This window comes from uncultured Tateyamaria sp. (genome assembly GCF_947503705.1).
Classification (GTDB): Bacteria; Pseudomonadota; Alphaproteobacteria; order Rhodobacterales; family Rhodobacteraceae; genus Tateyamaria.
Genome location: NZ_CANNES010000004.1, coordinates 24,837 through 37,904, shown reverse-complemented (window position 1 = coordinate 37,904; position 13,068 = coordinate 24,837). Strand labels below are relative to the sequence as shown.

The window sequence follows — 13,068 nt, the reverse complement described above, 5'->3', positions numbered from 1 at the left end:
CCATGGACATCGTGAGCAAACGCCCCGCCCGCAGCGGGCGAAGACGGGGCCGCGAGGGGGCAAGCGCGCCTGCGCGGCAGACCAACTATAGCCAGCTAAAAAATCCGTTTCCACCGATGGAAGTGTTTTCGGCAGATCAGATTGCGAACATGCACGTGACGGCGCTGCGCACGTTGGAAGAGCTGGGGGTCAAGGTGAACCTGGCCGAGGCGCGCAGGATCTTTGCCGCAGCAGGTGCGCGCGTCGATGAGGCGACCGAGATGGTTTTCCTCGGGCGCGATATTGTCGAGGCGGCGCTGGCCTCGGCCCCGAAATCCATCGCGTGCAAGGCGGGTGCGCCGGGGCGCGATGTGCTGTTGGAACTGGGCAGTCTGGTGTTTCAGCCCGGGGCCGGCGCACCCCATGCCACCGATTTGGAACGGGGACGGCGCCCCGGGCGCGGCGTGGACTTCCGCGAGTTGATCCAACTGACCCACCATTTCGACGTGTTCCAGATGATGCCTCCCTTGGTCGAGCCGCAAGACATCGCCACAAACATCCGGCACTATTTCACCATGGACGCGCAACTGACGCTGACGGACAAATTCCCATTTGTCTATTCGCGGGGTACGCCGCAGGCGATGGACAACTTTGAAATGCTTCGGGATTTCAGGGGGGTGTCGGATGACGAATTCGCGGCCCATCCGCATTGCTATACGATCATCAACACCAACAGTCCGCGCACGCTGGACATTCCGATGGCCCAGGGCCTCATTGACTTTGCCCGTGCCGGGCAGGTGTCGATTGTCACGCCGTTCACGCTGATGGGGGCGATGGCCCCGATCACTGTGGCAGGGGCCATCACGCTGAGCCATACGGAGGCTTTGGCCGCCATTGCCCTGACCCAATTGGTGCGCCCGGGCGCGCCGGTGTGCTATGGCACCTTCACCTCGAACGTGGACATGAAATCGGGCGCCCCCGCCTTTGGAACGCCCGCGCATTTTCAGGCCTCTCTGGCCGCTGGGCAATTGGCGCGGTTCACGGGGTTGCCGTGGCGGTCGGCGGCGGGATCGGCCTCGAACCTCAATGACGTGCAGGCGGCGAATGAAAACCAGATGGGCCTCTGGGGTTGTCTGATGGCCGGGGCCACCATCATCATCCATTCGGCCGGATGGCTCGAAGGGGGGCTGAGCGTGTCCTATGAAAAGCTGATCACTGATGTGGAAGTGCTGAACATGGTGGCGGAGTTGTGTGCGGGCGCGCAAGCGGGGGAGGCCGAGATCGGGTTTGACGCACTGTCAGAGGTGGCTCCCAGCGGCCATTTCTTTGCCACGACCCAAACGATGGAACGGTACAGTACCGAGTTTTATGAACCTGTCGTGCATGATTATGCGAACTTTGGCACCTGGACCGAACGTGGCGCGCAGGACGCCAGCACCCGCGCGACGGACATATGGAAGGGCATTCTGGCGGCGGACCAACGGCCCGATGTGGACGGGGACAAGGTTGACCAGTTGCAGGCCTTTATCGCCAAGCGGACCGCCGAGGGCGGTGCGCCGCCGGAAAGTTAAGCGATGAGCCGTCCCGCCCCCCTGTTGCACCGAGATGATCCGGACAAGTCCCCGCTGGTGGGCCATGTCAAAGTCACCCGCGAGGATTGGTTGAATATTGCCCGCGACGTGCTGGTCCATCACGGCGTGGCCGAGGTGAAGATTTTGACGCTGAGCGACCGGCTGCAAGTTTCGCGGTCCAGTTTTTACTGGTATTTTCAGAACCGCGCGGACCTGTTGGCGGCCCTGCTGGATGAATGGGAGGCGCGCAATACCGCGACGCTCACAGCATATTGCGCTCGCCCCGCCAACAGCATCACCGAGGCGTTGTGCAACTTTTTTCGCTGCTTCGTCGATCCTGCCTTGTTTGACACCGGCCTTGATTTTGCGGTGCGCGAATGGTCGCGCCGGGATGCAACGTTGGGCACGCGCGTCCATGCGGCCGATGCGGTACGGTTGAAGGCGGTGACCGGGATGTTTGCGCGCTTTGGCTACCCCCCGGCCGAGGCGGATGCCCGTGCCCGCATCCTTTATTTCATGCAGCTTGGCTACCACGCGCTGGAAGTTCGCGAACCAATGGACATCCGCATGGGCCGCGTAGGCCCTTATGTGCAAGGCTTCACGGGCCGCCCGTTGGACGAGGGCGCGTTGGCCGATTTCATGCAGTTTGTTGAGGGTTTGGGCCTCGACTAGGCGCGGTTGCGCATGATGTGGGCCTCAAGGGCGGCCAGCCCTTCGTCCAGGCCCGTGCGCCCGAACCCAAGCCGGAACCGGTCTGTGGGTGTGTCGCCCAGATCAGAGCGGTAGATTGTGCTGGGCAGGAAAAGAACTCCGCTGTCTTCGACAAGTGATTTGGTGAACGCCTCGACGCCGTCAGCCCCTTTGTAGCGGGGAAAGGCCATGCAAGAGCCATCGGGTCGTTTCCAGTCAAACAGGTCGGGGTGGCGGGTAAAGAATGCGTCCCATTTGGGCAGGTTTTCATCAACGATGGCGCAGTTGCGCGCCAGAATTTGGTCGCGGTGGTTCAGAGCGATCAATGCCAACCGTTCGCTTGGCCCCGAGTTGCAGATCGACAGGTAGTGCTTGAGCCGCTCCATTCGGGACAGCACGTCGCGGTCCTGGCAGGCGATCCAGCCGATGCGCAGCCCGGGCAGGCCATAGGATTTGGACATGACGTTCAGCGACAGGCCCCTCTCGTAGAGGTCAGCAACAAAAGGCAGATGCTGTGCCCCCGTCGGGCCAAGGCCGTTGAAGATTTCGTCATGCAAGATGTAGATGCCGTGGTGACGGCATAGCTCGATCAGCGCGTGATAGCGGTCAAGCGGCAGGATCGCGCCAGTTGGGTTGTGCGGAAAGTTGATGGTCACCAGCTTGGTGTTGGGTTTGATTGCCGCCGCCACCCGGTCAATGTCGAGTGACCAGCCGTCATCTGGGTCGAGCGGTACGGCTGTGGCCGCACAGATGGTGGCGGGCAGGCTTTCGTGGGATTGGTAGTTCGGCGTGACCACGATGGCATGGCTGTCGCGATCCAAAAGCACCGTGTTGGCGGCAAAAATGCCTTCGCTGGCGCCCGCAAAACACAGGATGTTTTCCACCGGTTGCGCCGCGTAGGTGCCAGCGATGGCCGTGCGCAGATCGGTCGCTCCATAGGTTTCGGTATAGCCCAGCCACATGTCGTCGAAACCGGCCCGTTCCTCGGGCGTGGCCATGGCCATCAGATCGCGCAGCGACATGCTTTGCGCGTCGGAGGCGGTCATATGATGGCGGGCTTTGAACTCCCATTTGGCAAAGTGGGTTTCCAATCGAAAATCAGGAAGCGTTGCCATGAGAAAATCCTGTCTTGGGAGGGCTGCAATACCCGCCTGTGCCTACCTGATGCCGGATAAATGTCCAGAGCCATTGGGGTTTTTGCGCAAGGGCGGCAGCAATGTCTGAACCTGATTTCCCTTGGCTTTGCAATCACCGGGCCGTGTCTTTTCCTGGAATGGCGGATGTCAGGCTGAAGCCGGGATTGGACTTTTGAGCCGTCCCTGTCCAAGATACTCAACCACAGGGTGGATCGATTCTGATCAACGGCGCTGATTGCGGTGCTGTCAGCGGGCCTAGCGACCGCCACCGGGACACGATGATTTGAGCCTGCGGCGCGGCCCCTTCCGCGACACATATTGAAAGACACAAAGATGATGAACCATGTTTTGAACCATCACCGCATTGCCGCCCTTGGCCTTGCGATCACGCTGACTGTGGCGGGGTGCGCGGGGATCAGCCTTGGTCTTGGCGGCTTTACCCCTGATCCCGGCGAACGCACACCCGGCTTTGACGTGTCGCATTTTCAAGGCACCAATATCGACTGGAACGCGGTCAAGGCGGGCGGCAGTTCCTTTGTGTTCGCCAAGGCAAGCCAGGGCATCAGCTCCCCCGACAAGGATTTTACCCAACATGTGGCGGGGGCCAATGCGGTGGACCTGCCGGTTGGGGCCTATCATTTTTTTCAGACCGGGGATGATGGCGTCGCACAAGCAGAATTTTTTCTGAAAACCGTTGCTGGTCAGGCGCTGCAACTGCCACCGACGCTTGATCTGGAAGGAACGCTGACCCAGGAGGATTACAAGCAGGCCGTGGCGTGGATGAGCCATGTCAAAGAGGTGACCAACTGTCAGCCGCTGCTGTATATTGACCTCAGCCACTATAAGGCGCTTGCGCCCATGATACCGCCGACGCAGCCGGTGTGGCTGGCCGAATATTCCTCGTCACTGCCGTCCGAAGGGCTGCCGCCAACACTGTGGTTCTGGCAATATGCTGAGACTGGACGCGTGGACGGCGTACCCGGCGATGTGGATGCCGATTGGTTCTTTGGCTCGGCGTCCGATCTGTCGAAACTCCGCTGTGGTGCCCTCGATGCAGTTGGGTAAAGTCCCGTCTTCTGGATGGGCCGCCATCGCGGTTACAATCCTTCTGGTGCTCAGCTTTGTGCCGGCGCTGTCCTCTTTGTCGAACCTGCATCCGTTCGCCTATGTGGAGGCGCAAAATACCGCAACTCTCGAGACCGCCATCAAGAGCAATGCCGAAGATCTGGTGGCATTTACCGAGGCGCTGACGGTGCTGAACGTGACCGCATCAACTGATGTGGGTGTGGCGCTGATCGTTAAGGCGGATATTCAGATTGGCAACGCGGTGTCCGAAGCGCAGGCTCTGTTGCAACGCGCGCAATATGTGGCGATTGGGGCCGCGGCAGTGCTTGAGGGGCTGCGGGTGCTGTCGGATGTGGCCGCGTCGCTTGGCCCCTATATCTACAAGGCGGTGCTGGTGATCATCTTGGCGGCACTGGGTGCCGCGTGGTTATTCCATCAAGGTGCGGCGCATGTGATAGCGCTCGATGTGCTACGCATTGTGCTGATGGTCTTTGTTGCAGTTACGGTGATCTTTCCCCTCAGCCTGTACCTTGCCGGTGGGGTGGTCAGCCTGGTGGATATGCATGCATTGCTGGCGCCCAAGGCGGCGGCGCATGATCTGGCCAACGCGGCGCGCGACACGTTCAAAGGCAAGGATGTGGTTGCCCATTGGGGCGAAGGCGACAACATCAAGGCGGGGCTGAACACGCTGCATGAAACCTTCATGAGCAAGGTGGGGGATTTGTTTGAATATGTCACCGGACTGGTGGTGTTTCACACTATGCACGGGCTGGTTCTGCCCCTGCTGGTTTTTGCAGTGAATTGGACGGTGGCACGGGCGATCATTGCCCATCTTTTTGTGCCAACCATCGCCGCGATGACGGATGAGCGAAAAGCAAGCGCCGGGAAAACACCAAAAACGCACGCCTAACCCGTGGCCATCGCCCCATGGATCCGCCTTTGTCGTCGGGGTGGGCTGCGCCGGATGCGGATGGGCTCGGCTTCGCCTGCGCCCTTGACCGGTTGTTCAACTGGAGCGACCGGAGTGGGAAGGTCGGTCTCTTCTTCGGTGAACGTGTCGCTGAGGCGACGGGCGAAAATCCAGTTCAGCGCGGCCATTCCTGTAGAGGCGGCCAAAACCGTGGGCAAGCCTCCCAGGAAGTAGGCCAGCCCGGACAGCAGCGTCCCGATCAAGCGGCCCGTTGCATTGGCCATGTAGTAAAATCCCACGTCCATCGCCGCCCGCTCATCCTTGGTGAACGCCAAGATGAGGTAGGAGTGCAGCGACGAGTTCACCGCAAAGACGGCCCCGAAAAGCAACAGGCCCAAAACCAGTGTCAGCGTCAGCCATAGCGCAGGCCCGCCCGCCAGTACCGCCGCCAGTGTCAGCCCGGCGGGCACAAGGGCCAGGATTGCCGCCCAGCGTTGGGCCATGTGCACCACATCGCGCAACGGTTTGTCCTTGGCCTTGAGCAGTTTGGGGGCCAGGGCCTGGATCAGACCATAGCCCACCAGCCACAACGCCATGAATGTGCCGATGGCAAAGAAGGCGGCCTGCATGCTTGCAGCAGTGCCGGTGCTGAGCACGGTGTAGAAATAGGCGGGGATGCCGACAACGAACCACGCGTCGCGCGCCCCAAACAGGAATACCCTTGCCGCAGACAAGGCGTTGATATTTTTGTTTTTTGAGAAAACTTCGGAAAATTTTGCATCCTTGCGCCCGATAGGCAAACCACGCGGCATGAACAGCCCGACCGCCAGCAAGACGGCCCCCAGCCCGGCGGCCATCATCAGCACGGATCCGGTGAAACCAAAGAGCGCCAGAAGGGCCGCCCCCAATAGGAAACCTAGGCCTTTGATCGCGTTCTTGGACCCCGTCAGCGCCGCGACCCATTTGAAAAGTGCGCCGGACTGATCCTTGGGGGCGAGCAATTTGACAGCGCTTTTGGAGCTCATCTTGGTGAAATCCTTGGCCACGCCGGCAAGGCCCTGCACCAGCATCACGAACAGGACCGAAAACCAAAGCGTCCAGGTGGGATCAAGCGCCGACAGCGCCACCAAAGCGACGATTTGCAAGACCAGCCCGGTGTAAAGCGTGGCGGTCAGCCCGAACCGCGCCGCCAGCCAGCCCGCCGAGAGGTTCGTGACGATCCCCATGATCTCGTAGAGCAAAAACATGAAGGCCAGTTGGACTGCCGAAAACCCCAACGTGTGAAAGTGCAACAGCACCAGCATCCGCAACGCGCCGTCGGTCAGCATAAAGGCCCAATAGGCCAACGTCACCGCGCCAAAGGCGGCCATGGCGTTGGTCTTGCCGCGCCATTCGCGCAGCCGATCCAGCGTCGAGGGCCCCGTGCCCGCACGCACGGCCCGGCGCGCTTGTGCTTGCGCCTGGACGAGACCGAACTGGGCCAGGGCAAAGGCAAAAAGGCGTTCGGCCTGGGCTGTGATGGCGGTGGTGAAAACCTTGGTTGTACCGACACCTTCGGGCGCGATGGTGGGGCCGATTGCGCTGCTGGCATAGAGGTTTTCCAGACCGGGCAACTTGGTGGGGGGCGTCCAGGCCAGGCGGGCCGGACTGCGCCGTGTGTCCGATTGGGCAGGGCGCGCAGCGGGTGGCGGTCCGCGCATCTCAAGCTCTGCCACGCCGACAGATGGCCCAAACCCGGCCACTTTTTCAATCCGCGTACGCGTCGCGGCAGCGCGCCGTCGGCGTTGCGGTTGGGCTATTGCAGAGGCAGATGCGGTCAATACGTCACTCGAATGGTTTAAAAGGGTTGAAAAAATGCGGGTGGTGCTGCTACGAAAACGAGTATGCGCTCTACCGTGAGGGGAAGGTGCGTGTTGTGTCAAGACGGCAGAAGCCCACGCATTGCTTTTGGGTGAGTTGCGGAATTGAGCGCATTTTTAGAAAGCAATTTGCCGCGTGGCCGATACAATTCACATAGTTGATCGCGGTGCATTCCGGTGGCGCATGGTCCTTCTCTGGGCGCTGCGCGGGGTGTTTGCTGTTCTGATCGGGCTGGCGACACTTTCGGTTTTGCGCAGCCAGGCGGCGGGAGCGCCGTTTCACGACCATATCGTGATCTTTGTATTGTTGGCCATTGGGGCCATCGCCACGGAATCCGTTTTGCGCCATGCGGTGCGCACCAGCCAGATTCTGGCCTGGGTCAATCTGCGGCTGCGGGCCGCTGAGCGTTTGATTGATGCGCCCGGTGATGACACGACCCGGGCCGCGTTGCACGTTTTGAGCCCGGTTGCGGCCATTGGCACGGTAACCACGCTTTTGGGGGCCGGTTTCATCACCCTTGTGCTGCTGATTGGTATGGCCAGCATGTCGCGACTGGCGCTGTTCATTCAGGTGGTGTTTTTGGTTCTAAGTGCTGTGGCGATGCTGTTGTCGCGCTATGCCCCTGATCCGTTACGCCCGTGGTATGAGGTTGGCGCGATCGCGGTTCTGTTGCTTGCGACTTTCGTGCAAGTCCATGCCCTGCCGGTGCTGGCGGGCGGGCTGTCTGCCACCAATCTGGCGCTGATTGCTCTGCTGAGCCTGGCCTGTGTGCTGCCTGCCCATGCGATTATTGCGACCTACCGCGACTTTCCACGCCTCAATTGGTTGCCAAAGGAACCGGGGCCCGTCGCGGAGACCCCCGGTCGCGTTTGGGCCGCACAGAGTGATCAGGTTCTGGATGTGCCGGGGGCGGTGCCCTTTCAGATGGGCGCAGGCCGCGTCGTGCATATTGCGACCGGTGACGCGGCGCAGTGCCAAGCGCTTGTCTCGACGCTGGCGACGTACCGGGGCGATGGCCAACCCTATGTCGCAGGCGTGTTTGACGTGCCGTGGCCGTTCATCCCCCCCTTTGATCCTGTTCGGATCACTTACGCACCGCTCTTGCGCGGTGCAGGGATCGAAGTCACTGACGCCCCATGGGAAGGCGGCTTTGCCCCCGAACTCAGCGCGCGGCGTGGCGCGCATTGGGCGCTGCTCGCCGCCTTTGCCAGTGACGCGCCGGTTGTCGCCGTGGAGGCTCGCGCGGGAGTGTTTGACGGGCCGTTCAAGCTGGATCTGAACGATGTGATGAAGGGCGCCGAGGCGTTGGCAAAGACGCTGGTGGTGGTCCATGCAGGCGCCGCTCGGGATGTCGGCGCAGATCATTTGTTGCTGACATGGACCGGGGCGCGAGCGTGATGCTGGTGTCGATGGTTCAAAACATGATGCTGAGCGCGCCGCGCGCAACGCTGAATCTGTTGGCTCTATCGGCGGCGGCGGCCCTGATCCTTGCCTTGTCGCTGGTGCAGCTCACATGGGCCGTGATCAGCCTGGCGCAACGGGGCATGGTTCCGGGAGGTTTTTGGACGTTTCTGGCCACTTTTGTCCTGTTGGTCTGTGTCACCGCGTTGATGACGCGGGCTTGCAATAAACTGGTGCAAGACCTGACTGAGATGGACGTGCCGGACGCCCCGTGGGCGGCCGCACAGGTGCAAATTGTCAGCGCCATGACATACGTTATCGTGTTTGCCCTTTTGTTGTTTGTGCAGAGCTTTGTCCTTTTTGCCATCACCATCGGGCTGGCGATCGCGTTTTGGCAGGCCTTGGTGCCCAGTACTGTCACCGCGCGGCGTCATGCGCAGGCCGAATTGGCATTGCAGCACCACGTGGCGGCGCAGGCGGCGTCGCTCGGGGGGGCAGGTGCATCTGCCCAGGCGTGGCGTGAAGAGGTGCTGGAATGGGTGCGCCGCGACATGCGCCAGGATTTGGTTACAGCGGGTAAACATGCGGTCGCGGCAGAGCAAACGGCCTGGCGCATGACACTCTGGAGCCGTTTGCGTTGGTATGCAGTGTTGTTTTCTGCGCTGTTTGTGCTGCCGGTCTTTTCGTCCACCCCGCCAGCGTCACTGACACTCGTGGCCTTCGTGATGCTGTTTCTGGACCGGATCGGAGTTTTGCTTCTCAACATCGCGCGCGAAAGCGAGCTTTGGGCGACGAATGGTCAAGAATCAGGCGCTTAACCCCAGCGCGGCCCCGTTTTTTCCACCCATACAAGAATAAGAAGCTAGATGATTCGCGCATTTGGTGTATGGTTGGAGCATTATTTTATGAATGTCTGGGATTGAAAATGGCGAACTCTCCAAAATCAAAGAGCCGGAGCACCAAAAGCAGCGCTGCCGCAAAAGACAGTGGTGATCAGGTGGAAAGCACATCAGAAACAACAGAAGAGACCGAAGAGACAATGGCCGCCGCTGCGCGCAAAGCCGTTGAAGCAGAGGCTGGTACAAACGAAGGCGAAGAGGTGGCCGTTGTCGAACTGCCCTCCGAGGCTGAAATTGAAAGCCTGATCAAGACCTTTGTCATCGGCTCAATGGCCGTGGCACTGGTGCCTGTGCCTGCCTTCGATGCGGCGGCGATTGTCGCCCTGCAGGTCAAGATGGTGCACAGCCTGACCAACCTTTATGGCGTGTCGTTCAACGACAAGCTGGCGCAGCGCCTCATTGTGTCGCTGATCGGGGGCGTGGCTCCTGTCGCGCTGGGCTTGAGCGCGGCCAGCCTGGCCAAATCCATTCCCTTTGTCGGCACGCTGGGTGGCACGGCGGGTATGGTTCTGCTGGCCGGTGCCGCGACTTACGCGTCAGGTAAGGTACTGTCGGCGCATCTGGATCGGGGTGGGGACCTGACAGATGTGGAGATGTCCGCATTGCGCGCGGGTTTCCGCGAGCAGTTCCATAAGGGCAAAGAGGTTGCCAAGGCCTCGCTGTCCCGGGCCAAGGATTTGGTAGCATCGGGCAAAAAAGGGTCTGATGTCGAAGTGGACACCGGCGCCGCACAGCCCGCGTAACACGCCAATAGCTGCCAATCCGGCAAAAGGCTGGGGCTGCCGCCGGGTTCGGCGGCAGCCTTTGATGTGGGGGAAGGCCTGTGAACGTCTCAGAGGGTGAGATTTCGCCGGAAGGCGAGCGACTGCGCGACCGCTATCCGGTCGTGGGATTTTTCGTGCGACTGTTCGAGCGGATCGGGCAGGGCACGATCATTTTCCTGATCCTGTTCATTCTACTATTATCAGCGCTTTATCCAGCGATCGTCCGTATGATCCCCGCCGGCGCGGCAGGCGTGATTTTCAAGCCGCTGAGCGGCGGTACGATGGTTGACCGCGTCTATGGCGAAGGGGTGCATGTCAAATATCCCTGGGACACGCTTTATGTGTATAACATCCGCATTCAGACCATCCTGCACGACTTTACCGTCCTGACGCAGGAAGGGTTGCCCGTGACCCTGCGTTTGGCCATCCGCTTTCGTCCCGAACCAGATATGATCGGCCAGCTACATAAACATGTGGGCCCCAATTACGCTGAAACCATCATCGTTTATCAGATTGAAAGCGTGCTCAGGAAACGGTTGGGGGCCGAACATCCTGAGGACATCTACAATAACGAGGCGGGCATTCTGACCAGTGTTTTGGCGGATGCCGCAGAAGAGGTTGGACAGCGCTACGTCAAGATCAACGACGTGATCATCCGCGAAGTGGTCTTGCCCGCAGAGATTTCGGCGGCCATCACCGAAAAGCTGGTGCATCAACAACGCGAAGCGGCCTACGTATTCCGCCTTGGCACCCAAGAGCAGGAAGCGCAGCGCCTGCGCATAGAGGCCGAAGGGATCCGCGACTATCAGGCGACAGTCAATGAGACGCTGAATGACCAGCTTTTGACGTGGCGGGGTATTCAGGCGACGGTTGATCTGGCCAAATCCAATAATTCCAAGGTGGTCGTGATTGGGTCAGGTGACAAAGGCCTGCCTTTGATCCTTGGCCCTGACACGGTGCAAACGGCGCCGCCGCCTGCCGATACTGCTCTTTTGGCGCCAACGGCCCCGGCTACCGCTCCTGCTGCTATCGCGCCGACCCCTGCGCTGCCTGCGATCCGCGATCAGGTGGCCGATACCGTGCGCGAGATCGAGCAACCGCAGCCCGAACTTGACGGCGATCAGGTTGTCGCCTTTCCCGATGCAGAGGATTTGCTGGAACCCAGCCGCCGCAACCGTCATGTGTTTGAGCAGGACCGCTCTTCGGTCGCAGGTGTTGCGCCGGGTTTTTTCACACCGGGCACCACACCTGCGCCCCGTTATGAGTTGAAGCCCGATCCGCTGTTTGAGCCGCATGGGGTCACGCCGCAACCGATTGAGGGCACGCTTTTGCCGTCAAACAACAACTCGCCTCGGGCCAAAGTTGGGGGACGGGCCTTGACGGCGGCCGAGTTCCTGCAGGCACCGTTGGACATGTTGCCGTGACCCGGCTGCGCATCATTGCAATCGCACTGGTGTCTATTCTGATCCTGCAATGGACGGGGTTGGTCAATTTCGGCCTCAACATTGGCACTCAGAGCTTTTGGGTGAAGCCCGAGCCGCCCCACCTGACGGAGCCGCAAGAGCGTTACGCCATCGGTCTGTTTTATGACGAGGAGACCTATCCCGGCTTTCTGGATGGCGCGCGCCAAGCGGTGGCCGAGGTGAACGCCAGGGGTGGCATCGCTGACAGCCCGCTTGAATTGATCGAGGTCGATGAAACGGACCTGAGTTGGCGCGAGGCGGATCGCAACCTGGCAGCCCGGCGCAAGGTGCACAAGGATCATACCATTGCAGCCATCGGCCACCGCGACAGGTCAGCGTTGAACCTTGCGCGCGCCTTTTTCAATGATGCCGGTATCGTGCACATCAATGCGCTGGTTTTTGACACCGGGGTTGGCAAACCTAGCTTTCGCCACTCCATTTCGACCTTGCCCACACTTGAAATGCTGGGCGCGGGCATTGTGAGCGGGCTGGCAGACCAAGAGATGCGCACGTTGGCGATCCTTGGGGATCGGTCCCGGGCTGGGTTGGAGCTGCGCGTGGCAATTGCGGATGCGGCGGCGGCCCGCGACATCGAAGTGGTGTTCGATCGCACGCGGGCCTCGGCGCAAGGCGGATATCTGACCGAGTTGACCGCGCTGTCCGATCTGGGTGCTGAAGGTCTGGTCCTGCTGCTGGAGGGCGAGGAATTGCAGGCGGCTGTCGATCAGATGGCCCTGATCGGGATGACGCAAGCGGTGGTTCTGGGGCACCCCACGCGCTTTGCCGTGCTTGACCCGGTCACCAACACGCCAAATCTGCGCCTATACGTGCCAGGGTTTGAAAGTCGGATGGACCAGGCTTTTTCGGGAGCGAAGACGCTGTGGGCCGAACAAGGGTTTGATGCGGTGCATATGATCGCGGCGGCCGCGGATGAATTGCGTACGACGGACCCTGCCTTGATCGCTTCGGGGCTCCGCACGATTCTGACATTCGAGGGCGAAACTGGCGCTCACGTGTTTGACGCACATGGGCGCATCACGTCCAAGCCGATCACGATCCGGCGCATCGCCGCCCAACCGCAGGTCACCGACTAAGGGGAGAACACATATGGTTATTCACGTCAGTACGATCTGGATCGCAGTGATCTATATCTCGATTGCCGCATTCTTTGGTCTGTTGGGCCGCAACCGGAAATTGGGCGGCTGGACCTATTTCTTTACCTCGCTGATCTTGACGCCGCTGGTGGGATTGTTGTTGCTGTCCGCCTCTGACCCGCGGCCCCGGCGCATGCGCTAGCCGATCCGGCAAACGGTTTGCCAATTTGGTGGCG

11 protein-coding genes and 1 pseudogene are annotated in these 13,068 nt (G+C 60.6%); 10 read left to right on the top strand and 2 right to left on the bottom strand.

The genetic code is table 11. The annotated features are described in order from the left end of the window. Positions 1-2: 2 nt before the first annotated feature. Together Q1A44_RS10880 and Q1A44_RS10875 are read left to right on the top strand one after the other, a co-directional pair. On the top strand, positions 3-1,550 hold the full coding sequence (locus Q1A44_RS10880; protein ID WP_299624376.1) for a trimethylamine methyltransferase family protein: 1,548 nt from the start codon (positions 3-5) through the stop codon (positions 1,548-1,550). A gap of 3 nt (positions 1,551-1,553) precedes the next feature. Continuing rightward, a complete protein-coding gene (locus Q1A44_RS10875; RefSeq protein ID WP_299624373.1) occupies positions 1,554-2,222 on the top strand; it encodes a TetR/AcrR family transcriptional regulator in 669 nt (222 codons plus the stop codon). Here Q1A44_RS10875 and Q1A44_RS10870 read toward each other — a convergent pair. Beyond that, positions 2,219-3,355 (bottom strand): pyridoxal phosphate-dependent aminotransferase, encoded by a 1,137-nt coding sequence (locus Q1A44_RS10870; protein WP_299624370.1) that lies wholly within the window; start codon positions 3,353-3,355, stop codon positions 2,219-2,221. The two genes, Q1A44_RS10875 and Q1A44_RS10870, sit on opposite strands and share 4 nt — an antisense overlap. 354 nt (positions 3,356-3,709) lie before the next feature. Between Q1A44_RS10870 and Q1A44_RS10865 the strand changes: the two genes are divergently transcribed. Then, the gene (locus Q1A44_RS10865) at positions 3,710-4,441 is read left to right on the top strand and encodes a GH25 family lysozyme (RefSeq protein WP_299624367.1); all 732 of its coding nucleotides are present in this window, start codon (positions 3,710-3,712) and stop codon (positions 4,439-4,441) included. After that, complete coding sequence (locus tag Q1A44_RS10860; RefSeq protein WP_299624364.1) at positions 4,428-5,351, top strand: hypothetical protein; 924 nt, start codon at positions 4,428-4,430, stop codon at positions 5,349-5,351. The genes Q1A44_RS10865 and Q1A44_RS10860 overlap by 14 nt, the downstream gene beginning before the upstream one ends. Before the next feature lie 149 nt (positions 5,352-5,500). Here Q1A44_RS10860 and arsJ read toward each other — a convergent pair. Beyond that, positions 5,501-6,721 (bottom strand): annotated as a pseudogene (arsJ, locus tag Q1A44_RS10855) (organoarsenical effux MFS transporter ArsJ); the annotation flags it as partial. Between the two features lie 673 nt (positions 6,722-7,394). On the opposite strand from arsJ, the gene Q1A44_RS10850 reads away from it, so the two are divergent. The 6 genes from Q1A44_RS10850 to Q1A44_RS10825 all read left to right on the top strand — a co-directional run bounded on the left by Q1A44_RS10850 (position 7,395) and on the right by Q1A44_RS10825 (position 13,034). Next, positions 7,395-8,609 (top strand): hypothetical protein, encoded by a 1,215-nt coding sequence (locus tag Q1A44_RS10850; protein ID WP_299624361.1) that lies wholly within the window; start codon positions 7,395-7,397, stop codon positions 8,607-8,609. After that, a complete protein-coding gene (locus tag Q1A44_RS10845) occupies positions 8,588-9,430 on the top strand; it encodes a hypothetical protein (RefSeq protein WP_299624358.1) in 843 nt (280 codons plus the stop codon). Before Q1A44_RS10850 ends, Q1A44_RS10845 begins: the two co-directional genes overlap by 22 nt. A 179-nt stretch (positions 9,431-9,609) precedes the next feature. Continuing rightward, positions 9,610-10,254, top strand: a complete 645-nt coding sequence (locus tag Q1A44_RS10840; protein WP_299624355.1) for a YcjF family protein — start codon at positions 9,610-9,612, stop codon at positions 10,252-10,254. 80 nt (positions 10,255-10,334) lie between these two features. After that, on the top strand, positions 10,335-11,699 hold the full coding sequence (locus Q1A44_RS10835) for a prohibitin family protein (protein WP_299624353.1): 1,365 nt from the start codon (positions 10,335-10,337) through the stop codon (positions 11,697-11,699). Next, positions 11,696-12,832, top strand: a complete 1,137-nt coding sequence (locus Q1A44_RS10830) for an ABC transporter substrate-binding protein (RefSeq protein WP_299624350.1) — start codon at positions 11,696-11,698, stop codon at positions 12,830-12,832. The genes Q1A44_RS10835 and Q1A44_RS10830 overlap by 4 nt, the downstream gene beginning before the upstream one ends. A gap of 13 nt (positions 12,833-12,845) precedes the next feature. Next, the gene (locus tag Q1A44_RS10825) at positions 12,846-13,034 is read left to right on the top strand and encodes a hypothetical protein (protein WP_299624347.1); all 189 of its coding nucleotides are present in this window, start codon (positions 12,846-12,848) and stop codon (positions 13,032-13,034) included. Positions 13,035-13,068 lie beyond the last annotated feature (34 nt).

What these genes read in the sequence shown, in the direction of transcription:
- Q1A44_RS10880 (WP_299624376.1), top strand. Translation starts at nt 3, where the DNA reads ATGGACATCGTGAGCAAACGCCCCGCCCGCAGCGGGCGAAGACGGGGC.
- Q1A44_RS10875 (WP_299624373.1), top strand. Translation starts at nt 1,554, where the DNA reads ATGAGCCGTCCCGCCCCCCTGTTGCACCGAGATGATCCGGACAAGTCC.
- Q1A44_RS10870 (WP_299624370.1), bottom strand. Translation starts at nt 3,355, where the DNA reads ATGGCAACGCTTCCTGATTTTCGATTGGAAACCCACTTTGCCAAATGG.
- Q1A44_RS10865 (WP_299624367.1), top strand. Translation starts at nt 3,710, where the DNA reads ATGATGAACCATGTTTTGAACCATCACCGCATTGCCGCCCTTGGCCTT.
- Q1A44_RS10860 (WP_299624364.1), top strand. Translation starts at nt 4,428, where the DNA reads ATGCAGTTGGGTAAAGTCCCGTCTTCTGGATGGGCCGCCATCGCGGTT.
- Q1A44_RS10850 (WP_299624361.1), top strand. Translation starts at nt 7,395, where the DNA reads ATGGTCCTTCTCTGGGCGCTGCGCGGGGTGTTTGCTGTTCTGATCGGG.
- Q1A44_RS10845 (WP_299624358.1), top strand. Translation starts at nt 8,588, where the DNA reads ATGGACCGGGGCGCGAGCGTGATGCTGGTGTCGATGGTTCAAAACATG.
- Q1A44_RS10825 (WP_299624347.1), top strand. Translation starts at nt 12,846, where the DNA reads ATGGTTATTCACGTCAGTACGATCTGGATCGCAGTGATCTATATCTCG.